The 22,843-nt window shown below is 64.6% G+C and carries 19 protein-coding genes; 3 read left to right on the top strand and 16 right to left on the bottom strand.

The features are described 5' to 3' along the window. Positions 1-12 precede the first annotated feature (12 nt). A complete protein-coding gene (locus tag ACP7EG_RS26825; RefSeq protein ID WP_426090115.1) occupies positions 13-1,122 on the bottom strand; it encodes a muconate/chloromuconate family cycloisomerase in 1,110 nt (369 codons plus the stop codon). 102 nt (positions 1,123-1,224) lie between these two features. Between ACP7EG_RS26825 and ACP7EG_RS26820 the strand changes: the two genes are divergently transcribed. Continuing rightward, positions 1,225-2,139 (top strand): LysR family transcriptional regulator, encoded by a 915-nt coding sequence (locus ACP7EG_RS26820; protein ID WP_426090114.1) that lies wholly within the window; start codon positions 1,225-1,227, stop codon positions 2,137-2,139. A gap of 3 nt (positions 2,140-2,142) precedes the next feature. On the opposite strand, the gene ACP7EG_RS26815 is transcribed toward ACP7EG_RS26820, so the two are convergent. The 14 genes from ACP7EG_RS26815 to ACP7EG_RS26750 form a co-directional block, all read right to left on the bottom strand. Beyond that, the gene (locus ACP7EG_RS26815; protein ID WP_426090113.1) at positions 2,143-2,529 is read right to left on the bottom strand and encodes a hypothetical protein; all 387 of its coding nucleotides are present in this window, start codon (positions 2,527-2,529) and stop codon (positions 2,143-2,145) included. A gap of 57 nt (positions 2,530-2,586) precedes the next feature. Next, complete coding sequence (locus tag ACP7EG_RS26810; RefSeq protein ID WP_426090112.1) at positions 2,587-3,936, bottom strand: PepSY-associated TM helix domain-containing protein; 1,350 nt, start codon at positions 3,934-3,936, stop codon at positions 2,587-2,589. An 8-nt stretch (positions 3,937-3,944) separates the two neighbouring features. Beyond that, positions 3,945-6,068: a TonB-dependent receptor family protein gene (locus ACP7EG_RS26805; RefSeq protein ID WP_426090111.1), complete on the bottom strand. Its 2,124-nt coding sequence runs from the start codon at positions 6,066-6,068 to the stop codon at positions 3,945-3,947. A 77-nt stretch (positions 6,069-6,145) separates the two neighbouring features. After that, complete coding sequence (locus ACP7EG_RS26800; protein ID WP_426090110.1) at positions 6,146-6,553, bottom strand: DUF2946 domain-containing protein; 408 nt, start codon at positions 6,551-6,553, stop codon at positions 6,146-6,148. 47 nt (positions 6,554-6,600) lie between these two features. Next, positions 6,601-7,197, bottom strand: coding sequence for a PqiC family protein (locus ACP7EG_RS26795; RefSeq protein WP_426090109.1), 597 nt, complete (start codon positions 7,195-7,197; stop codon positions 6,601-6,603). After that, positions 7,194-8,834: an intermembrane transport protein PqiB gene (locus ACP7EG_RS26790; RefSeq protein WP_426090108.1), complete on the bottom strand. Its 1,641-nt coding sequence runs from the start codon at positions 8,832-8,834 to the stop codon at positions 7,194-7,196. Before ACP7EG_RS26790 ends, ACP7EG_RS26795 begins: the two co-directional genes overlap by 4 nt. After that, the gene (locus tag ACP7EG_RS26785; protein ID WP_426090107.1) at positions 8,827-10,119 is read right to left on the bottom strand and encodes a paraquat-inducible protein A; all 1,293 of its coding nucleotides are present in this window, start codon (positions 10,117-10,119) and stop codon (positions 8,827-8,829) included. Before ACP7EG_RS26785 ends, ACP7EG_RS26790 begins: the two co-directional genes overlap by 8 nt. Before the next feature lie 127 nt (positions 10,120-10,246). Next, positions 10,247-11,605: an amidase gene (locus tag ACP7EG_RS26780; RefSeq protein WP_426090106.1), complete on the bottom strand. Its 1,359-nt coding sequence runs from the start codon at positions 11,603-11,605 to the stop codon at positions 10,247-10,249. A gap of 4 nt (positions 11,606-11,609) precedes the next feature. Further along, complete coding sequence (locus ACP7EG_RS26775; protein WP_426090105.1) at positions 11,610-12,287, bottom strand: DUF2848 domain-containing protein; 678 nt, start codon at positions 12,285-12,287, stop codon at positions 11,610-11,612. A gap of 4 nt (positions 12,288-12,291) precedes the next feature. Then, positions 12,292-13,626, bottom strand: coding sequence for an MFS transporter (locus ACP7EG_RS26770; RefSeq protein WP_426090104.1), 1,335 nt, complete (start codon positions 13,624-13,626; stop codon positions 12,292-12,294). Positions 13,627-13,736: 110 nt separating this feature from the next. Next, positions 13,737-14,411 (bottom strand): hypothetical protein, encoded by a 675-nt coding sequence (locus ACP7EG_RS26765; protein ID WP_426090103.1) that lies wholly within the window; start codon positions 14,409-14,411, stop codon positions 13,737-13,739. A gap of 177 nt (positions 14,412-14,588) precedes the next feature. Continuing rightward, complete coding sequence (locus ACP7EG_RS26760) at positions 14,589-15,503, bottom strand: LysR family transcriptional regulator (RefSeq protein WP_426090102.1); 915 nt, start codon at positions 15,501-15,503, stop codon at positions 14,589-14,591. Between the two features lie 75 nt (positions 15,504-15,578). Then, a complete protein-coding gene (locus tag ACP7EG_RS26755) occupies positions 15,579-16,814 on the bottom strand; it encodes a M20/M25/M40 family metallo-hydrolase (RefSeq protein ID WP_426090101.1) in 1,236 nt (411 codons plus the stop codon). Beyond that, a complete protein-coding gene (locus ACP7EG_RS26750; protein WP_426090100.1) occupies positions 16,811-18,037 on the bottom strand; it encodes a urate hydroxylase PuuD in 1,227 nt (408 codons plus the stop codon). Before ACP7EG_RS26750 ends, ACP7EG_RS26755 begins: the two co-directional genes overlap by 4 nt. A 131-nt stretch (positions 18,038-18,168) precedes the next feature. On the opposite strand from ACP7EG_RS26750, the gene ACP7EG_RS26745 reads away from it, so the two are divergent. Both ACP7EG_RS26745 and ACP7EG_RS26740 read left to right on the top strand, forming a co-directional pair. After that, entirely contained in the window at positions 18,169-19,107 is a 939-nt protein-coding gene (locus tag ACP7EG_RS26745) for a LysR substrate-binding domain-containing protein (protein ID WP_071079255.1), read from the top strand. 73 nt (positions 19,108-19,180) lie between these two features. Then, a complete protein-coding gene (locus tag ACP7EG_RS26740) occupies positions 19,181-20,941 on the top strand; it encodes an allantoate amidohydrolase (RefSeq protein ID WP_426090099.1) in 1,761 nt (586 codons plus the stop codon). Here the strand turns inward: ACP7EG_RS26740 and ACP7EG_RS26735 are convergent. Further along, entirely contained in the window at positions 20,938-22,344 is a 1,407-nt protein-coding gene (locus tag ACP7EG_RS26735) for a tetratricopeptide repeat protein (protein WP_426090098.1), read from the bottom strand. The genes ACP7EG_RS26740 and ACP7EG_RS26735 overlap by 4 nt on opposite strands. Positions 22,345-22,843: the final 499 nt, after the last annotated feature.

Genomic DNA, 22,843 nt, shown 5'->3' with positions numbered 1-22,843 from the left:
CCTTTGACTTTCTTATTGACGCTGCATGGAACGCAGCTTGTCCATATCGATCTCGACGCCAAGGCCCGGACCCGTCGGCACTTGCAGCATGAAGTCGCTGTACACGAGCGGCTCGCGCAAGACTTCCTGCGTCAGCAGCAGGGGGCCGAACAACTCCGTGCCCCAGGCCAGCTCCGCAAACGTGGAACAGACGTGGGCCGTGGCAGCCGTGCCGATACCGCCTTCGAGCATGGTGCCGCCGTACAGGCCCACACCGGCCAGGCGCGCCACGGTGGCCACCTCCAGCGCGGGCAGCAAGCCGCCCGACTGGGTGATCTTCACCGCATACACGTCGGCCGCATCGGCCTGGGCCAGCGCCAGTGCGTCGGCGGGGCCGTGCAAGGCTTCGTCGGCCATGATGGCCACGTCGAAGCGCTGCTTCAGGCGCGCCAGCGCGGCGCGATTGCCCGCCTTGACGGGCTGCTCGATCAGGTCGATGCCGCCCGCTTCCATCGCGGCGATGCCGCGCACGGCGTCCGTCTCGCTCCAGGCCTGGTTGACGTCGACGCGTACGCTGGCACGTTCGCCCAGCGCCCGCTTGATCTCCAGCACGTGGGCCACGTCATCCATCACGTCGCGCATGCCGATCTTCAGCTTGAAGATGCGGTGGCGGCGCAAGTCCAGCATTTTTTCCCCTTCGGCGATATCGCGCGCGGTGTCGCCGCTGGCCAGCACCCAAGCCACGGGCAGCGCATCGCGCACCCGGCCGCCCAGCAATTCCGACAGCGGCACGTTCAGGCGGCGCGCCTGCGCGTCCAGCAGCGCCGTCTCGATCGCGCACTTGGCAAAGCGGTTACCCTGGATGACCTTGCGCACCCTGGCCATGGCCTTGGCCACTGCGCTCGCTTCCATGCCGACCAGCAGCGGCGCGATATAGGTATCGATATTCGTCTTGATGCTTTCCGGGCTTTCGCCGCCATAGCTCAAGCCACCGATGGTGGTCGCCTCACCCCAGCCGGTGATGCCGTCGGCGCAGCGCAGCCGCACCAGCACCAGGGTTTGCGTGTTCATGGTGGCGACGGACATCCGGTGCGGACGGATGGTTGGCACATCGACCAGGTAGGTCTCGATATTTTGAATCATATTTATTCCGTATAATTCCGTAGGGTGGTGACACGATATGCCCCGAATGTGGCCGCGTCCAACACCGAGTTGGTATCAAACCTATACCTGAAAGGTATGAAGATGGAATTACGGCACTTGCGCTACTTCGTTGCGGTCGCAGAGGAAAGGAACTTCACGCGGGCCGCCGCGCGCCTGCATATCGCGCAGCCGCCGCTCAGCCGGCAGATGCAGCAACTGGAAGAAATCCTCGGCGTGGCGCTGATCGAAAAAGGGTCACGGCCCTTGCGGCTGACGGAAGCGGGCGAGTTTTTCCTCGCCCATGCGCGGCCCCTGCTCGACCAGGTGCGCGACCTGAAGGCGATGACGCAGCGCGTGGGCAAGCTGGAACGCACCCTGTCGATCGGCTTTGTCGCCTCGACCCTGTATGGCGAATTGCCCGACATCGTGCACCGTTTTTGCGAACGCCATCCCGAGGTCGACGTGACCCTGCATGAAATGACGACGGTGCAGCAGCTCAAGGCCCTGAAGGAAGGCCGCATCGACGTGGGCTTCGGACGATTGAAAAGCGAAGATCCCAGCATCCGCCGCATCCTGCTGCGTGAGGAACGGCTGGTGGTGGCCCTGCCGCCCGGTCACCGGCTGGCCAAGGGGGAAGGCGGCTTGCGCCTGACTGACCTGATCCACGAAACCCTGCTCGTGTATCCGAAAGAGCCCCGCCCCAGCTTTGCCGACCAGGTGCTGGCCATGTTCAGCGAAGGCAATGTCACACCCGGCCCCGTCACGGAAGTGCGCGAACTGCAGATTTCCATGGGACTGGTGGCGGCCGGCCAGGGCATTTCCATCGTGCCCGAAAGCGTGCAGGCGATGCATCACCGGAACGTCGTGTACCGCAAGCTGGACGACAAGCATGCGTTCTCGCCCATTTTATTCAGCATGCGGCATATGGACCGCTCGCCGGAACTGGACAACCTCCTCGCCGCCGTGTATTCGATCTACGATGAACTCGGCATTGCACACGTCAAGGAAAGCCTGTAGCAGCTAGAGAGCGGCGTCGGCCAGCAATGCCGGGTGCAGCGCGCGGATGCGCAGCTCCGTGAAATAGCCGCCCGCCTCGTTGTAGCGCAGGTAGTGGCGGCCGCAATTCAGGCAGCGCGCCACCTGGCTCAGGTTCGCGGGATAGTAGCGCGGCGCGATGGGCGCGTCCGCGCTGTCGTAGCGCGTGCCATGCGGGTGGTATTCTGCAAACGTCGGTTCCTCGTACGGGTCTTCGCGCAGGGTACCGATTTCTTCAAACCGATCCAGCTCCAGCGAAGTGGGCAAGCGTTGCCAGGCGTCCAGCGGGACGGCGCAGCAGCTGCATTTTTTTGTCACCAGGGCCGACGTGGCGGCCAGTGCGGACAAGGCGGGAAAGTCGATGAATAACATGCGTCAACCAGTACAAGGGTGCGGCCCATGGCAACGAGCCTGGCCGCGCCCCTTATTCTAGCGCAGTCGCATCCTGCCGATACGCGCACCCCATTTCGCCAGCAGCAGCTCCAGCAGCATCAGCATACAGCCGGAAATGAGCAGCAGCGGCATCAACGCGCACATGCCGGCCGCCACCAGCCAGGCCAGCGCGGATGGCGAGGTCCAGGCGCCCGGCAGCAGCCGCGGCAAGCCCAGCGAGCCTGGCGGGCGGCGCTTGAAAAACATCACCCAGCCCGACACCAGCGAGAACAGCACGCTGGCGCCGAACAGCAGCAACAAGGCCTGGTTCCACCAGCCGAATTCGCCGCGATGAAATGGAATGCCGATGGCAGTGGCCTTGCCGAACGCCGTCTGCGCCTGCCACCCTGCATAGTACAAAGGCTTGCCGCTGTAGGCATCGAATTGCAGGTCGAAGCGCAAGGTGGGCTGGCTGCGGTCGGCCATGGTGGCGCGCCACACATCGTCCTGGCTGGCCGGCGCCGTCAGTTGCACGGCGATGGCGGGTGCATGGCTGCGCGCCACCTGCCACGCATCCTGCCAGTCGAGCGGAGCGCCCTCCTCGCGCGAATGCAGGCCGCGCGGCACAGGCGGCGGCGCCTGGCCGCTGGCATCGCGCAGCGCGCGGATGCGCCCGCCCGCCTGCTGGCTCCACGTCAGCCCTGTCGTCAGGATCACGATGCTGACGATGCCGAGCGCCACGCCCAGGAAGGCATGCCACTGGCGCCAGCCATTGCGGCCCCGCGCGCCCCGCTTCGGCAAGCCCGATTGCGCGCCGCGTGGCCACCACAGCACCACGCCCGTCACCAGCATCACCATCAGCCAGCTGGCGGCCAGCTCGATCATCCAGCGCCAGCCATCGTTTTGCAGCAGGCGCGAATGCAGCTTCTTGGCCCAGTTGCCGAAACGCTCCGCACCCGCCAGACTGCCCAGCACGCGCGCATCATACGGATTCACATACACGATGATGGCTTGCGCGGGCAGGCCGAATTTCGGCTTGGGGGGCGTGGCCGGCGCGGCATGTCCGCCATGGCCTGCATGTTCATCCTGCGCGCCGCCGGGCGGTGCGAACGCCACCTGCACCGCGTCGTCCGGTTGAAACGGTGGCACCACGTGCTGCACCGCCCAGCCAAGCGGCGCCGCCCGTTCGGCTGCCGCCACGGCGGCGTCCAGCGGCAGCATGGACGCCTGCGGCGCCACATGGTCGAGGTGCTGGTACAGCCTTGCCTCGATCTGCGGCGTGAACACATACAAAATGCCCGTCAGGGTAGCCACCAGCGCAAACGGCGAGGCGATCAGCGCGGCCCAGAAGTGGATGCGCCAGTACAGGCTTTTGCGCCGTGCGATAAGAAAGGTGTGATCGTCCATGGCCATCCTCACAGTGCGTTGAAGGTATAGCCCAGGCCCAGCATCACGCTGCGCGGCGCACCGGGCGTGTACTGGTTCTGCGTATTGGCCGCGTAACTGCCCACACCCGAATAACTGCTGCTGGCCGAATCGGCATAGCGTTTATCCATCAGGTTACGCACCTGCGCCCACGCTTCCAGCCCGCGCGCGATCTGGTAGCTGGCACGCAGGTTCAGCAGTGCATGGCCCTTGTACTCCACCGTATTGGCGTTGTTCATCCAGTAGCGGCCCTGGTGCACGGCTTCGAGCGCGATACGCGCGCCGGCCATGGGCTTGTAGCCGATCTCGATCGAGGTGATGTCGCGCGGCGCCTGCGGCATGGTGCGGCCGCTGTAATCGAGGCTGGCTGAGACCTGGTAACGCAGGTAGCGGTGGCGTGCGATGGCCGTGGCGAAGCGCGCGTCGAACGGGCCGCTGTCGTAGTTCAGGCCCAGCTCCAGGCCTTCGCTGCGCGTGCGTCCCGCATTGCGGTTTTCGCTGTTGCCCGGCGAGAGCGTGTAGCTGACGATGGTGTCGCGCCCGTCGAGCCGGTACAGGGCCGTGTCGAGTTTCAAGCGGCCCTGCAAAAAGGCCCAGCGCAAGCCCAGTTCATAGTTGTTGTAGACGGACGGCTGCAAGTCGGCGATGCCCGTCTTGCCATACAGCTGGCTGACCTCGGGCGGGGTAAAGCCCTGGCTGACGTTCGCATACGCGCTGCCCGCCTGGCCGATGGCGTAGGTCGCGCCCAGCTTCGGGCTCACATGCGAAAAGCTGCGCGACTCGTCGGGCGCGCCGTAATTGACGCTGCCGCCGGGTGCCAGCTTGTTGTGGTAATCGTAGCGGATGGCGTCAGAACGGCCGCCCAGCACCACGCGCGTGCCGGCCAGCGGTGAAAATTCCCACTGCGCGAAGACGGCCGTGTTCAGAATGTCCGTCTGGTAGTCGCGCACGCCCTGCGGATTGCTGGCATTGGCCAGCGTATAGCGCAGGTAGCGGCCCGTGGCCGCATCGCGCACGATGGACAGATTATCGCTGACAAAGGGATTGTCGCTCTTGTCCACGTAGACACCGGCGACCAGGCGCGAACGCAGCCACGCGAATTCCTGCTGGTGTTTCACGTCCAGCCCCAGCGAATCGACGTGGTTGTTGTTGATGACGCCCTTGCACAGCATGCCTGCGCAGCTGCCGATGGAATACGCGGGAATCTGCCCATGGTCATTCTTGCGCGTAAACACGGTGACGGTGCTGGTGCCATTGGCCGTCGTCTCGCCCTCCCAGGCCAGATTCATGCGCGTGGTCTTGTCCTTGCGGTAGGTAAACGTGTTCAGGCTCTTGCCAGGATTGGCGCGGTAGTCATTCTCGAACAGGCTGCCCGTCATGGCCGCATCGAGATCCGTGTGGACGATGGTGGCGCGCAGCTGCGACGTGGGGCTGAGCGCATAGTCGGCGCGCAGCGAGAACGAATCTTTGTCGCCATAGCTGTACTCTTGCCAGTTGTCGCGCGAACGGCGCGAACTGTAATGAGAAAAGCGCAATCCCAGCGGACCCCAGGTATCGCTGGCGGAGGTGTCGTAGCGGGTGAATCCACCCACGTTATCGCGCCGCACGCCCACCTTGGCCGTCGGCGTGGCGCTGGCGCCGGCCGTCAGGAAATTGACGGCGCCGCCCACGGCATTGCTGCCGTACAGCGAGGAAGCAGCGCCCTTCACCACTTCCACGCCGCTGGCCCCCGCCATGTTCATTTCATTGAGCGAATTATGGTTGAAAACGCCCAGCGGACGGATGGGGATGCCGTCTTCCAGGTACTGATAGACGGCATTCGTGCCGATGGGCTGGCGGATGCTCATGCTGTGCTGCTCGTTGCCCAGGTCATTCCAGTACACGCCGGCGATGCGGTTGAGGATATCGCCCATGGTCTTGGGCTTGTCGCGTTCCAGGGTTTTGGCATTGACGACGCCGATGGCCTGCGGCGTCTCGGACAGCCATGATTGCGCGCGCGAACCGGAAACGACGACGGTGTCGATGGCGTGGTCGGTTTGGTCAAGTTGCTGCGCCCGCGCGCAGGGGTAGGCCAGGGTGATGGCCACGGCCAGTACCAATAATTTCTTGTGCATGTGATTCTCGTTTAAGTGTGCGGATGCGGCGCGTCACACCGTAAGGTGGACAGCGCCAGCACTAAAAATGCAAAAACTTAAACGAGGGCGGGCGGCGCGCGCGACTGCGCGGTGGACCAGATGAACAGCGGGGATGGGGACTGGTAGTACAGCGCCGGGAAAATCGCCGTGCCGCTGGCAACGGGCAGCGGCAGCACGGGGCTGGTGGGCGGCAGGCCGACGGAACCCGCATGCGTGGAACAGAAGGCGCAACGCTCCATCTGCATGGCCTTGCCACCGGATTTTTCATCGGTGGCGCCGTCATCGCCCTGGACAAGCTGGACGAAACGGATGCCAGCCACCGAGCAGATTTCCGCCCAGCCGGAACCGGACTCCTGCTTGGCGTTGGCGACGGCCTGGGAAATCGATGGCGCGAACGCCGCCAGCAGGATCGCGAAACAGGCGATCCAGGCGGCAAAGCGGCGCGTGAACAAGGTCATTCCCATGGCCGCATTTTACCAGCGGCCGCCGGGACTGGGTAGCGCAATGCCGCTCAGGCGGCCGGGCAGGCGGCGTTACCGTTGTCAAAAGCACGCACCACGCTGGCCGCATCAGCGGCGATGCGGTGCACGGCGCGGCGGTGGCCGAGCACCAGTTCATCGTAGCCCGCGCCCACCTTTTCATTGGCGATCGTGCGGCAAGTAACCACTTTGCTGCTGGCCAGCTGGCGCACGCTCCACACGGCATCGATCAGCGCATACTGCCCCATCACGGACTCGAAACGCTGCACATTGGTGCTGATGCGGTACACGGGCAGGTTGTCGGGATGCGGCGTGCGGAACACATCGATGGCGCCCAGGTCGTTCGTCACGGCCGTGGACAGGGCCTGGCCGATCTCGCCGGCCAGCGGCCCCGCCCAGCGCTGCTGCTCCAGCAATTCGATGCGTCCCGACGGTGCCGTCACAACGAACTGGTTACGGCTCACCTGCTGCGGCACGCTGACGGCCAGCACCTCGACATAGTATTTGACGGGTTTGGCCGGCTGCGCGTCGGCGCCGCCGCTGAGCGTATAGAAATGCTCGGGCTGGGGCGTGGAGCAGGCACCCAGCAGGCTGCCAGCCAGCAGCGCGGAAAAAATCGGTTTCATCATTTTTTTTCATCTCCTTTTTTACCGCGGATCAGGGACTCGGGGTGACGCTCCAGGTAATCCGACAGGGCATTGAGCGATTGCAGGGTTTGCGTCAGTTGCTGCAAGGCCTGGCGCACGTCCGACTGCAGCGGCGAATCCTTTTGCAGCACCTGTTCGGCCGTGCCGAAGGTCTGTTTCGCCGCCGTCAGGGTATCGCGCATTTCCGGCACCACCTGGCCATCGAGCTGCTTGAACAGGGTATTGGCCTGCTTGATGGTGGCGTTCAGGTTGCTGCCGATCTCCGCGTATGGCACCTGATCGAGCTTGCGGGCGATGCTGGCGATCTGCGTCTGCAGTTCGTCGAGGGTATTCGGTACGGTGGGCACTTCCAGCGGATACCTGTTCAAGTCCAGCGCCACCTTCGGCGCTTTCGGGAAGAAGTCCAGCGCGATGTACAGCTGGCTGGTGAGCAGGTTGCCCGTGCGCAGCTGGGCGCGCAAGCCACGGCTGACCATGCGTTCAAGCAGCTGGTGGCCGGCCGAGCCTTCCGCATCGTCGACGGCCGTCTTGAAACGCATGCCCAGGCGGGCCGGATACAGATTGACGGTGACGGGCATGCGGAAGTTCTTCTTCACGGGATCGAACTCGATGCCCACGGAGCGCACCTCGCCCAGCACGATGCCGCGGAAGTCCACCGTGGCGCCAGGCTGCAAGCCGCGCAGGGACTGGTCGAAATAGAATACGGTGGTGATCGCCTCGCCATCGGGTTCGCGCATGGCGCTGGCCTCGTCGGCAGCCAGACGGAAATTGGTATTGGCCGGCGCCGGCTCCTCGGGCTTGCGGCCGTTTTCCGCCTCGAAGGCGATGCCGCCTACCAGCATGGCCGCCAGCGACTGCGTATTCAATTTGAAGCCGCTCGAATCGAGGCGCACGTCGACGCCGCTGGCATGCCACCAGCGCGCATTCTTGCCGACGAACTGGTCGTATGGGGCGTTCACGAAGACCGACATGGTGATGCCATTGCCATCCTTGTCCAGCGCGAAGCTGACCACCTTGCCCACGCGCAGGCGGTGGAAGAACAGGGGCGAGCCCACGTCGACGGAGCCGAGGCTGTCCGCATGCAGGGTGTACAACTTGCCCTTCTGGTCGCCCGCCACGGCGGGCGGATTTTCCATGCCGACGAAGTTCTCCTTTTTGGCTTCCGACTTGCCCGTGTCGACGCCGATGTAGGCGCCCGACAGCAAGGTGCCCAGCCCCGTCACGCCGCTGGCACCGATCTGCGGGCGCACCACCCAGAAGCGCGAATCGGCGGTGGCGAAGCGCCGCGCTTCCTTGCTCATGTCGATCGTCACCAGCACCTTGCTCAAGTCCTCGCCGAGGGTAATGGCGCGCACCTGGCCGATGTCGACGTCCTTGTACTTGACCTTGGTCTTGCCCGGCTCCAGCCCTTCGGCGCTCTTGAAGCTGACCGTTACCGTGGGGCCCTGGTCGAGGATGGACTTGGCGGCCAGGCCGGCGCCGATCAGCGCGGCCAGCAGTGGAATGAGCCATACCAGCGACGGCAGCCAGCGGCTGCCCTGTTCCACATCGGGTTCCGGCAACGGGGGGACGCCCTGGCCACCCGTTTCGGCAAGGTCGCCTGCTTCTTTGTCAGACATGCTGTTCTCCAATCACTGTATTGTTTCCGGTATTTGCCACCATCACGGGTTCTTCCTCGCCAGGTACCTGCCCGTCGACGGGGTCCCAGATCAGGCGCGGGTCGAACTGCATTGCGGCCAGCATGGTCAGCACCACCACGGCGCCGAAGGCCAGCGCGCCGGGTCCGGCCGTGATCACGGCCAGCGACTTGAAGCGCACCAGCGCCACCGTCAGGGTGACGACAAAGATATCGAGCATGGACCAGCGGCCGATGAATTCGACCATGCGGTACAAGATGGTGCGCTGGCGCGGCCGCCAGCGCGAACGCCGCTGCGCCGTGAATGCCAGCAGCGCCAGCACGCCCAGTTTCAACATCGGCACGACCACGCTGGCGATGAAAATGATGATGGCCAGGCCTTTCGAGCCGCTGGTCCAGAACAGCACCACGCCGCTCATGATGGTGTCGTTTTGTGCGCCAAACAGGGAATACGTCACCATCACGGGCAGCAGGTTGGCGGGAATGTAGAGGATCATGGCGGCGATCAGCAAGGCCCAGGTGCGGTTGATGCTGTCCGGTTTGCGTACGTGCAGGGCCGTGCCGCAGCGCACGCACGCCAAGTGCTTGCCCTTGCCCAGCGGCGGCGCCACCAGGCCACAGGCGTGGCAGGGCACGATCTTCGCGCCCGGCGCGAAGGCCTTGTAGCGGATGCCGGGCAGCGCTTGACGGGTCAGGTCGTCGCCCAGGTTCCACAGGGCCTTGGGGTCGAACGAGACGACGATGGCCAGCATCAGGGTCAGCGCGCCAAACGCGAACAGCCCCGGTTGCGGCAGCACCGTGGCCAGGCTGGTCATCTTGACGACGGTGATCAGGATGCCGATCATCAGCACTTCCGTCATGCCCCACTCGCGCGCCGTCTGCACGGCGCGCAGCACGCGGTTAAAGCCCGGCACCTTGACGCCGCCGCGCAGGCCCAGCGCCACATACAGCAGGGAAGCGAGTTCGATGGCGGGAAAGAGGATGGTAAACAGGAAGACCATCGTCGCCACGATGTGCATCTGCTCGGACCACAGCACGCGGATGGAGCCGAGCAAGGTGGCGCTGGAGGTCAGGCCATTGACGTCGAGTTCGACGATGGGGAAAAACTGGGCGATCAGGAAGACGAAGGCGGCGCCCAGGGTCAGCGCCACCACCTTGCTCAATTCGGCCGATGCGCCCCGCGCGTGCGCGCCGCGATACAGCACCGAGCGGCAACGGATGCAGCGCGCCTTTTCGCGTGGACGCAGCGGACGTTTGCGGTACAGCACGCCGCAGTCATGACAGCTAATCAGGTCGTATCGGTGCACAGTTGAAGTTTGCCGGCGCCCGAAGCGCGACTATCTCATGTCAATGCCAGCCATCATGACAGAGTTGGCATTTTCCTGCACTACGGCACTATTCTTTTCCACTCCCCCGCAACAGCGCCTCCACGGCCCGGCCAATCTGCAGCATCCGCGCATCCTGGCCAGCCAGACCGCAAATGCCCAGGCCCACGGGCAGTTCGCCATCGGCGTGGCAAGGCAGCGACAGCGCGCAGCCATCGAGGAAGTTGATCACGCTGGCGTTGCGCAGCACCAGACCATTCGTGGCAAAGAAGGTGGCGTCATCGGCTTCCAGCGGCGCGACCTGCGGCGCCAGAACCGCCACGCTGGGCATCAGCCAGGCGTCGAATGGCGCCAGACGCTGCTTCGCGATGGCGATCAGGCGCGCGCGCGCATCGAGCAAGTCGATGTAGTCCGCTGCGCCTTGCTGCTGGCCGCGGCGGATGCGCGCCGCCACGCGCTGGTCGTATTGCGCGCCCTTCTCTTCAAGTAACACCTTGTGCCAGTGCCAGGCTTCCGCCGCCACCAGACCGCCGCCGCCATTGATCGTCGGCAGCTCCAGCAATTCCGGGAAATCGAACTGTTCCACCAGCGCGCCGGCCGCGCGCAATTTGTCCAGCGTGGCATCGAAAGCCTGCTGCACCTGCGGCTCCACGTGCGTACCGACGTAGTCAAGGGTAAAGCCGAAGCGCAAGCCTTTCAATGCTCGTGCCTGCGCGCCGATGTCATGGCCCGACAACGCTGCGTACAAAATGGCGCAGCAATCGACACTGTGCGCGATAGGGCCGGCCGAATCGAGGGAGCGCGACAGCGGCAGCATGCCCGCCAGCGACACGGAAGCCGCCGTCGGCTTGAAGCCGGTCAGGCCGCAAAAGGCGGACGGAATGCGGATCGAGCCGCCCGTGTCCGTGCCCAGCGCGCCGGCTGCCATCGCCAAGGCCACCGTGACGGCGCCGCCCGAGGTGGAACCGCCCGCCACGCGCGCGTCGTCGTGCGGATTGCGCGGCGTGCCGTAATGGGGATTCAAGCCCAGGCCGGAGAATGCGAATTCGCTCATGTTGGTGCGGCCCAGCAGGACGGCGCCGGCCGCGCGCAAGCGCGCCACGGCAAGCGCATCGGCATCGGCGGGCGGCGCGTCGGCCAGCGCCAGCGAGGCGGCGCTGCTGACCTGCCCCCTGACGTCGAACAGGTCCTTGATGGAAATAGGCACGCCGGCCAGCGGCGAGGCAACGATGCCCGCGGCGCGCGCCGCATCGCTGGCCCGCGCTTCCATCTGCGCCTGTTCGCCATCGAGGCTGACATAGGCATGGCCGCCTTGCGCCCGGTGCGCCTCGGCGCGCGCCAGCATCTGCTGTGTCAGTGCCACGCTGGTGATGCGGCCGGCGGCCAGGTCGGCGGCCAGTTCGCGGATGGTCTTGGTCAACTGGGTCATTCTCTTATCCTTCCACGGGCAGGGTTTGCACGGCATAGCGGTGCTGCAGGCAGCGCTGCAAGGCTGGATCATACAACTCCAGCGCGAACGCGTCGCCATGGCCCATCTCGCCGATGATCGGTTGCGTGCCGCAGAACATGGCGCTGCCCACGGGCAGGCTCACTTGCCCCGTGTAGCGCAGGATCAGATCTTCCGGCGACAGCATGCGGGTCACGGGGCCGTCCTGGTACAGGGCAGGTACGCCTGCGCGTTCACGCCAGGAACGCATCTGCAACTGATCCCAATGGCCGGCCACGTCGGCATAGCGCCACAGGGTATCGCCCACGGGCTTGCCGCACATCTGCTTGGACACCGTCACGCCATAGCTTTCCACCTTGCGGTCCGTGTGATCGGAACCTATCCCCACCAGCAATCCATATTCGGTGGAAAACAGCACGAACTCGGCCTCGCCGGACGAATCCACGCCCGGCACTTCGATGGCGGCATCGCTCGACAGCAGCGCCGCCGCCACGCGGTAAAACGTCGGCACGCTTTTCGGGCGCGCCACGCCGATGGCTTCCAGTTCGGCGATATGGTGTTCGACCATCGCCACGTCGCGGCCCGTCCAGCCGGCGATAATGAGGTTATCGATGTCGAAGGTAACGGGGCCGTGGCCTGCCAGTTGAAAACTCAATGTCGTCATGATGTTATTCCTCAAGAGGGCCGCGGCCCGTTTCTCTGGCCGCGAAAACGGCGGCGCCGGTGATCAGCAAAGCTGCCGCCACATACAGCGAGACGGCCATGGTGCTGTTGTACGAGCGGTACAAGCTGGCGATGACGAGGGGCGCGAAGCCGCCGCCGATCACGCCGGCCAGGGTGTAGGCCAGCGAGGAACCCGCATAGCGCACCTTGGTGGGGAATTGCTCGATGACGAAAGCCGCCTGCGGGCCGTACATGATGGCGTGGATGAACAGGCCCACGACGACGGCCGTGACGATGGCGGCCGGGCTGGCCGTATCGAGCAAGGTGAAGAAGGCAAACGCCCACACCAGGCCCAGGATGGCGCCCAGCGCATACACGGGGCGACGGCCAATCTTGTCCGACAAGGCGCCAAACAGAGGCACCGACAGCGCATTGCAAGCCGTGCCGATCATGATGGCGGTGAGCGCCAGGGTCGACGACAGGTGCAGCACGGTGGTCACATAGGTCAGGGTGAACACCACCACCAGCGCATACAGCACGTCCGAGCCGATGCGCACGCCGCCGGCGATCAACAGACGGCGCCAGTAGATGCGCAGCACGTCGCCGATTGGCGCTTCGGCCTTGGCGTCCTGCTGGTCGAGTTCCTTGAACAACGGGGTTTCCTCGATGCCGCTGCGTATCCACATGCCGAAGGCCACCAGCAGCAGGCTGGCGATGAATGGCATGCGCCAGCCCCAGTCCATGAACGCTTCATGCGGCAGCAGATAGGTGATCAGGCCGATGCAGCCCGTCGCCAGCAGGGTGCCGAACGAAGGTCCCACCTGCGTCCACGAGGCGTTGCGGCCGCGCTTGTCCGCTGCCCCGTGTTCGACGGAAATCAGCACGGCGCCCGCCCATTCGCCACCCAGTGCGATGCCCTGCACGAAGCGCAGCGCCACCAGCAGGATCGGGCTCCAGATGCCGGCCGTGGCATACGTGGGCAAGAGGCCCATCAGGCCCGTCGTCACGCCCATCAGCATCAGGGTGACCACCAGCACCCAGCGGCGTCCCAGCTTGTCGCCCAGGTGGCCGAAGATCACGCCACCGATGGGACGCGAGATATAACCGACCGCATATGTGGAAAAGGCCAGGATGGTACCCGTCAGCGGATCGAATGAAGGGAAGAACAGATGGTTGAAGATCAGCGCGGCCATGGTGTTGTAGACGGTGAAGTCATACCATTCCAGGGTCGTGCCGACCATGCTGGCAGTGGCCAGGCGGCCCGTCTTGGATTTTTTGCCCGGTGCGTCCGCGTGCGCACTGATGTGCGTACTACCTTGCGCGGTGGTGTGTGTAGTCATTGCCTACCTCTCTCGTCAGTTTTTTTTTGCAGGCCCGGAGCAGGATGCTATGCCCTGCGCCGTGGCCCGTGTCTCGTGTTATCCGTGCCGGCAAGAAGCGCGTGCCCGCGTCAGGCGGCGTGCAGGTCCGCCTCGCGCAGCTGCCAGGACAGCTGCAAGATGGCCGCCTGTTCGCCGTCGAGCCCCAGCGCCGCGCTGGCGGCATTGGCCGCCGCCACGGCGGCGCTTTCCGACGAGGCGTCGATCAGGAAGATCGGGTCGAGCACGCGGCCCTCCTTCTGCTCTGCCGGCAGGGGGCCGGACAGCTTCGCGTCGGGCGTCAGCAAGCGCGTGGCAATCACGCCGTCGATCTGCAGCAATGTCGCGCCCAGCGCTGCCATGCCGGCCACCGCTGCGGCATCCTGGCCGATAGCAGATGCGCCCAGGCGCAGCACGGCCAGCCAGGCGCCCGTGCCCATGCCCGTTTCCGCCTCGATGGCACAGACGCGGCGCATCGGGTCAAGCATGCGCTGCAGATTCGTCACCGACCATGGCGTCTGCTGGCCGAAGGCCTTGAAGTAGTCTGGTGTCTGGAAGGCATCCAGCGAGTCGGTGCGGTACAGGCCCAGGTATTTACGGGGACCGCGCACGCTCTGGTAGCGCGTGCCGCTGACAAAACCGGGAATGCGCACGCGCTCTTCCACGTGCTCGCGGTCGTACCAGCGGTTGAAATCGAGTTCGTGTTCCGGGTCGGCGCTGGTCCAGACAAACAGGATGCCGGGCAAGGTGGTAGTAGACGTCGTCATGATGGTTCCGTTTGCGTTGTAAGTGGGTGCAAACCCAGAATAGGTGGCACGCCATCACTTGGCAAACGGGTTATTCTGAACGCGACTGATAAGTTTTTCTTGTGGGTCGCACTGGGGACGGGCCAACAATGTTGTCGGATTACGCGCCGGGGCGCTAATCCGACCTACGACACAGCGTCAAGCTCCGTACTCCTCCGCGAGCCCCAGGGTGAACCTGGCCGCTTCCTCGCACGCCAGCATGGCCACCAGCTGAATCGCCTCCGTGGTGATGTCTTCGCTGTAGCTGATGACGATGCGCTGCGGTGCCAGGGCGCTGGCGCAGGGAATCAGGGCGATGTTGCCTTGCTCGATTTCCTCGCGCAGGGGCGCCAGCGGCAGCACGGCGATGCCGAAGCCCGCTTTTACCAGGCGCACGATGGCGGAGATCGAGCTGACGCAGTGCACGCGGCCCAATTGCACGCCGTCGTCCTGGCACAGCGCCTTCAATGCGGAATGCGGCTGCGATCCCCGGTTCATGGTGATGATCGGGTGCTGCGCCAGTTGCGCCACCGTGAACGGCGTGCCCGTGTCTGGCCAGTCGGCCTTTCTGCCCGCCCAGCCCATGGCGATGGCGCCGCTGCCCGTGCTGCGGATATGGTCGCCCGTCAGCATGTCCGTCTGCAGCGCGATATCGAGCTCGCCCTGCTGCAGCTGTTCGTGCAGGCGGCGCGTCGATTCGGACGTCAATTGAATCTCGATGCCCGGATAGCGCTCCTGCACGCGCTGCAGGAACGGGATCAGCCAGGTATGCACGATGGTTTCGATGACGCCGATGCGCACCTCACCCGTGATCTGCGCGGGCGAGGAATTGGCCGCATACATGTCGCGGCACAGTTCCAGCATGCGTTCGGCGTACACGAGCAGGTTGCGCCCGGCGAAAGTCAGGCGGATTTCACGCGCGTCGCGGTCGAACAAGCGCGTGCCGAAATCCTGCTCCAGCGAGGCGATGCGGTTGGAAATGGCCGCCTGCGTGATGTGCAGCTTGTCGGCCGCCGTGCGGAAGCTGCCCAGCCGCGCAGCCCAGACAAACGCTTCGAGAAAACGGGTATTCAATTTGGCTCTTCAATCAATGGGGACTCATCTTCACAGTGTGAGTGTTTGCCCCATTGTAAGCCAAAGCGCCCTGCCCTATTTTTCGCCGAGGAAGTCGAGCAGGGTCAGGGCGACGATCTTGCTGGCCTTGCGCAAATCATCGAGCGCCAGGCGCTCATCGGCCTTCTTCGCGTTCGACTCGGGCACCGTGCGCGGACCGGCGCCATACAGCACAGCGGGGATGCCCCGTTCGCCATACAGGCGCGCATCCGCATACAGGGGCGTGCCGACGGCAGGAATCGTCTCGCCAAGGATGGCTTGCGCATTTTTCTGCAGACTGCCGACCAGCTGCTCGGAGCCGGGCAAGGGCCGCAGCGCGTGCGACAGCAGCAGGCGGCGGATCTCGATGCGGATGCCAGGTTCGCCCCGCACGGCGTCTTCGATCAGCGTGCGCACCTGCGCTTCCACTGCCACCGGGTCTTCTTCCGGGATCATGCGGCGGTCCATCTTCATGACCACCTTGCCCGGCACCACATTGGTATTCGTGCCACCGTCGATACGGCCCACCAGCATGGTGGGCGAATCGATGCCCGCCACCCTGGACTTGATCTTTTTCAGCTCCGGCAGCTGGCCATAAATGGCGTTGAGGATCTTGTTGGCCGCCTGCAGCGCGTCATGCCCCGTCTCCGGCATGGAGCCGTGGCCCGACTTTCCATGCACGGTGATTTCCAGCTGCAGGCAGGCGTTGTGCGCCGTGACGATGCCGTAGCTGAAACCGGCGGCGATGACGAAATCGGGCTTCGTCAGATTTTGCTCCAGCAGCCAGCCCGGCCCCAGCAAGCCGCCGAATTCTTCATCATAAGTAAAGTGCAGTTCCAGCTGGCCCTTCAAGGCAATACCCAGCGCTTCGAGCGCGCGCGCGGCAAACACATAGGTGGCGAAATCGCCCTTCGAGACGGCCGTCGCACGGCCGTAGATATAGCCGCCGTCGATCTGGCCGCCATACGGCGGATACGTCCAGTTGTCGCCGGGCGGCACCACGTCGCCATGCGCGTTCAGAGCCACCGTCGGCCCGCCCTCGGCATACGGGCGGCGCACGATCAGGTTGGTGATGCTCTGCATGCCATAGGCCTCGACCTGGTCCGCAGGCACCGCGTGCTTTTCCGCCTGCCAGCCATATGCCTGCAACAGCTGCGCCACCAGCTCCGCATGTGGCGCGTTATTGCCGGGCGGCGTATCCGTCGGCTGCTGCACCACCTTCTGTAAAAAGGCGATTTCTTCGTCGAAGTGCTCGTCGATCCAGGCCGTGATTTTTTCCGCGTGCGTAGTCATTTTGCTCCTTGCATGGTCTGTTGCAGCCAGGCGCCCAATTCGCTGCGCTCGGCCTCCGTCATATTGGTCAGGTTCCCGATCGGCATGGCTTTGAGCTCGATGGCCTGCTTGTAGATTTGCGCCGCGTGCTGGCGGATTTGCGTTTCATTATCCAGCATCATGCCGGCCGGCGCCGTGGCGAAACCCGCTTGCGTGGGCTGGGCCGAATGGCAGGTGGCGCAGCGCTGGGCGATGATGGCATGCGCGCGCTGGAACTGCGCGGCCGGGTCCACCGCAGGCGCGGCCCCCACGGGCGCTTTCGGCGCGATGGCCACGGCCACGGCCAGCAGCAAGGCCACGCCAATGGCCGGATAGCGCCACTCGACACGGCCCTTGTGGCGCAAGTTGAAAAAGTGGCGAATGAACACGCCGGCCGCCATGATCAGCGCCAGCACCAGCCAGGAGTGATCATTGCGGTAGGTCATCGCGTAGTGGTTGCTGATCATGATGAACAGCACGGGCAAGGTAAAATAATTGTTATGCACGCTGCGCTGCTTGGCTTTCAGGCCGTGGCTGGGATCGGGCAGCTTGCCGGCTGCCATGGCTTCGACCATCTTGCGCTGGCCGGGAATGATCAGCATCAGCACATTGGCCACCATGATGGTGCCGATCATGGCACCCACGTGGATGTAGGCGGCGCGCCCGCTGAGCAAATGCGTGAGCACATACGCTGCGCCGACGATCAGCGCAAACACCGTCACGCCGAACCACAGTTCATATTGCGCCAGCTTGGAGCGGCACAGCAGGTCGTACACGGTCCAGCCGATGACGAGGGTAGCGATACCGATGCCGACGGCCTGGCCGCTGGAGATATCGGCCACGGCTTTGTCGATCATCATGGCCTGGGCATTGAAGTAATAGGCAATCGTCAGCAGCGCAAAGCCGGACAACCAGGTGGAATACGCTTCCCATTTGAACCAGTGCAGCTCCTTCGGCAGTTCGGTGGGCGCCAGCAGGTATTTTTGCGGGTTATAGAAACCGCCGCCATGCACGGCCCACAATTGCCCCGAGACGCCCTTCTTCGCCAGCTCGGAACCGGGCGCGGGCGGGCGGATCGAGTTGTCGAGCCAGACGAAATAAAAGGAAGCGCCGATCCAGGCGATGCCCGTGATGACGTGCAGCCAGCGGACGATCAGGTTCAGCCACTCCAGGCCGTACGGAATCAGGTAGGCAAATACTTCCATAAATTTCCTCTAGTCAGACCGAACCCATATTCGTGCCAATCTACACAAGATAAACGGATTTACCGCCCTTCACATGAAAAATATCGTATATTTGACATATTCAAATCGATATACAACAGAGCCGCCGCCACATGTCCAGCCTGCCGCAACACCTCGACCTGCACCTGATCCGCATCCTCTACCTGCTGCTGGTGGAAAAGAATGTCTCGCGCGTGGCGCTGAAACTCAACCAGCCGCAGCCGTCGATTTCCGCCTCCTTGCGCAAGCTGCGCGAACTCACGGGCGACCCGCTGCTGGTGCGCGGCGCGCGCGGCATGGTGCCCACCCAGCATGGTGAAAGCCTGCTCAATCCGGCCAAGCGCATCCTCGACCAGACGGAGAGCCTGTTCATCAAGAAGACGCCGTTCGTGGCGCAGGAAGAGGCGCGCACCTTCCATATCGCCGCGCCCGACTACCTGGACAGCCAGTTCCTGCCCAATGTGGTGGCCCAGCTGCGCCGCGGTTCGCCGAAAAGCCGCGTCGTGCTGCACAGCCTGGGGCCGGGCATCGATCATATTCGCCAACTCTCCGATGGAGGGCTGGATCTGGTCATCGCCAACTGGGACGAGCCGCCCGCCCATCTGCATATCTCGAAGCTGTTCGAAGATCCCATCGTCTGCGCCATGCATGCGGAAAACGCCTATGCGCGGCGCACGGCCAGCGACGCCATGACCCTCGACGATTATCTGAGCCTGCCCCACGTGGCGCCGTCGCAGATGATGCCGGGCTACCACGGCGTGATCGACTCCTTCCTCGAACGGCAAAACCTGCAGCGCAACGTGGTGGTGGAATCGGCGTATTTCGGCCTGATCCCCTACATGCTGACACAGACGGACCTGGTACTCACCACGGGCCGCCAGTTCATGCGCTTCTATGAAAAGACCCTGCCGCTGAAAACGTATACCGTGCCCTTGAAATTCCCGCCGATGCGCTTTTACCAGCTGTGGCACCAGCGCGTGCACCAGGCGCCCGAGCATAAATGGCTGCGCGACCAGGTCAGCGCGGCGGCCAAGGCGCTGGTGCAGCGATAGGCGCTATCAGCACGCGCATATAATGGATGCAGGAACGGGGCGCTATCATCACCGCTTGCATGATCGGAAAACCATGACTACCCTTTCAGACCTGAACGCCGGCAGCCAGGCCGATTTTATCGCGCAGCTGCATGGCATCTACGAACATTCGCCCTGGATCGCCCAGCGCGCAGCCCCCGCGCGGCCGTTTGCCAGCCTGACGGCGCTCAAGACGGAGTTGCAGCGCGTGCTGGCCCTGGCCTCGTCCGAAGAACAACTGGGACTCATCCGCGCCCACCCCGAGCTGGCCGGCAAGGCCGCCATTGCGGGACAGCTCACGGCCGAGTCGACACGCGAACAGGCCAAGTCCGGCCTGAACCTGTGCAGCGCCGACGAATTTGCCACCCTGCAGCGCCTCAACAGCGAGTACAACGCCAAATTCGGCTTTCCCTTCATCCTGGCCGTCAAGGGCCCGACGGGCGAGGGTTTGACGCGCCAGGACATCATCGCCACCTTTGCCCGGCGCCTGAAGAACCGCCACGCCGATGAACTGGCCGAATCGCTGCGGCAGATCAAACGCATCGCCGAGCTGCGCCTGAACGACCTGTTCGACGTGCGCCTGGACTTCGGCCCGGCCATCATGCAGCACGCTGAAACGCTGGCCGGCTGGAGCGACAGCGATTACAACCTGACCTGCGCCTACCTGACGCCGGCGCACCAGAGAACGGCCGCGCAGCTGGCCGACTGGATGCGGGAGGCTGGCATGCAGGTGCAGATCGACGCCGTCGGCAATGTGGTCGGCCGCTATCTGTCCGACGCGCCCGGCGCAAAAACCCTGATGACGGGATCGCATTACGACACGGTGCGCAATGGCGGCAAGTACGATGGTCGGCTGGGCATCGTGCTGCCGATCGCCGTCGTGCGCCACCTGCACGAACGGGGCGAAAAGCTGCCCTTCCACGTCGAGATCGTCGGCTTCGCCGAAGAGGAAGGCGTGCGCTTCAAGAGCACGTTTTTGGGCAGCACGGCCGTCACGGGCAGGTTCGACTTGTCGCTGCTGGAACAATGCGACACGGATGGCGTGAGCATGCGCGACGCGCTGGCCGCCGCAGGTCACGAGGCGAGCGCCATCGGCGCCATCGCGCGTGACACTGCCAGCTTGCTGGGCTATGTGGAAGTGCATATCGAACAGGGCCCCGTGCTGCTGGAGCGCGACTTGCCGCTGGGGATCGTCACGGCGATTGCCGGCAGCTCGCGCTACCTGGTCAATCTTGGCGGCGTGGCCAGCCACGCGGGCACCACGCCCATGCACATGCGCAAGGATGCGGCCAGTGCGGCGGCCGAAATCATCCTGCTGGTGGAACAGCGTTGCAACCAGGGCGAAGCGCTGGTAGGCACCGTCGGCCAGCTGCAGGTGCCCAACGGTTCCGTCAACGTGATCGCCGGCGCCTGCACCCTGTCGCTCGATATCCGCGCAGCCAGCGACGCGGTACGCCAGGCAGCCGTCGACGACATCCTCGATGGCATCGCCGCCATCTGCGCGCGGCGCCAGATCGACTACCAGCTGGAACTGCTGCTGTCGGCGCGTGCCGCGCCATGCGCGCCATGGCTGATGGCGCAGCTGGCACAAGCCGTGGAATCGGTCGGTATCGAACCATACGCGCTGCTGTCGGGCGCCGGCCACGACGCCATGGCCATGGCAGCCATCACCGACGTGGCCATGCTGTTTACGCGCTGCGGCAATGGCGGCATCAGCCACAACCCGCTGGAAACCATGACGGCCGACGACGCCGACATCGCGGCGCGCGCGCTGCTGGCGTTCCTGCGCGATTTCCAGCCCAAGCCCAAAGACTAAGAGTCACTCCCGGCAGGGAGCGTCTTCTGGCGCCAGTGCATCAGTTGCTCGGCCACCTGCGCGATCAGCGGTGCCCAACCGCCTGGCGCAGGCTGGTGGAACAGGCGCATCGCACGATACCAGGGACTATCGCTGCGCCCCGCCAGCCAGCGCCAGTCGGGCCGGTAGTGCGGCAGCAGCAGCCAGCACGGCGTCCCCAACGCGCCCGCCAGGTGCGCCACGGCCGTATCGACGCTGATCACCAGGTCCAGGTTGGCGATCAGCGCCGCCGTATCGGCCATGTCGCCCAGCGCTGCGCCGCCGCCGACCAGGGCCAGTGACGCCGAAGTATCATCCTCGCCGGCGCCCTTCTGCAAGCTGACAAACTGCACGCCGGCCACCGCTCCCAGCGGCGCCAGCGTGTCGAGCGCCGCCAGCGAACGCTCGCCATCGTTTTCAAATGCGGGATTGCCTTTCCAGACCAGGCCCACGCGCAGCGGCGCTGGCGGCAAGCGCGCGGCCCAGGCGGCCACGGCGCGCGCATCCGCGTGCAGATACGGCACGTTCGACGGTATCGTTTCCAGGACCGTACCGCACAGGCCGGGAATGCTCAGCAGGGCGACCCAATAATCGCGTCCGCCCTGCGCGACCGCCTCGCCGATGGCCAGCACCTCGTCGATGCCAGGCACGGTCCGCAGCAGCGCCTTGAGCGGCGCATGGCACAGTAGCGACACGCTGGCCGCGCCCAAATCGCGCAGCAATGGCACGTAGCGGCACAGCAGCAGCATATCGCCCATGCCCGCTTCGGGGCAGATCAGCAGCGACTTGCCGGCCAGCGACTCTCCCTGCCAGCGCGGGAAGTGGAAGTAGTCGCCAAACGCGGACGGTTGCGGCCGCGCTTCGAGCATTTGCCAGCCTTCCGCCAGGCGGCCCTGGCGCAGCAGCAAGTAGGCGAGGTTGTAGCGCGCGTTCGCGTAGGCCGGATCGAGTTCCATGGCACGGCGGTAACAGCGCTCGGCCTGTGTTTCGCGCTGCAGGCTGGCCTGCAACACGCCCAGGTTCGACCAGGCGGAAGACCGTTCAGGCTCCAGCGCCAGTACGCGGCGCAAAATTTGCTCGGCTTCGTCCATGCGACGCATGCGCAGCAGCAGCGCGCCCAGGTTTTGCAGCAGATGCGCGTCGTCCGGCATGTGCGCCAGTGCGCGCACGTACAAGGCCACGGCCTGTTCCAGCGCACCCTCCTGCTCCCGCATCCAGGCCAGGTTGGCCAGGGCAAACACGTTGTCGGGGTCAAGTACCAGCGCCTGCTGGAAACACGCCTGCGCACCCGCCACGTCGCCCATGGACAGCAGTTCGCCGCCACGCGCGGCATGCAGCGCGGCCGGACGCCGCCGGGTATCGGTATCGGTATCGGAAATGCTCATCGCTGGGCCGCCTGTTGTCGCAAGGCGCCCAGCATAGCACCGCCGCGCAGCGGCAGCTAACGGCAGTTTGTTAAGTGCGGAGATACAGGTTAATGCCCTGGCCGCTCGCCAGCGTCTTGAGCAGTTTGGCAAGTCGGGCTGGCGGAGGCGTGTCGGAGAACACGTTCCAGCAGCGTGTCAGCCAATATGCCGGCACCAGCCACGCCCTCACGGCACGCAGCGCACGCGGCCAGCAAGAGGTAACTAGGTGCTTGCCCGTGCCGATTTTTTTTTCGCACAGGCGTAGCCGCTTGCCTGGATGCGTTGACACTGACCGCAGCCCGGTATGTCTCATGCCATCAGCAAAACGTCCATGCGCACAGCACCAGCGGCCGCAACAGCCCGCTCAGATCCGTGCGGAAACCCTGTCGTTGCGCCAGCGTCTTGAAGAGCGGATCAAATTGCGCCGCATGGATTTCCAATGGCCCTGCGCTGGAGGGCACGAAAGACGAGTGGCCAT

Source organism: Janthinobacterium sp. PSPC1-1, from assembly GCF_049897625.1.
Lineage (GTDB): Bacteria > Pseudomonadota > Gammaproteobacteria > Burkholderiales > Burkholderiaceae_D > Janthinobacterium > Janthinobacterium tructae.
The sequence above is the reverse complement of the archived record's forward strand: the minus strand, read 5'-3'. Positions and strand labels throughout refer to the sequence as shown.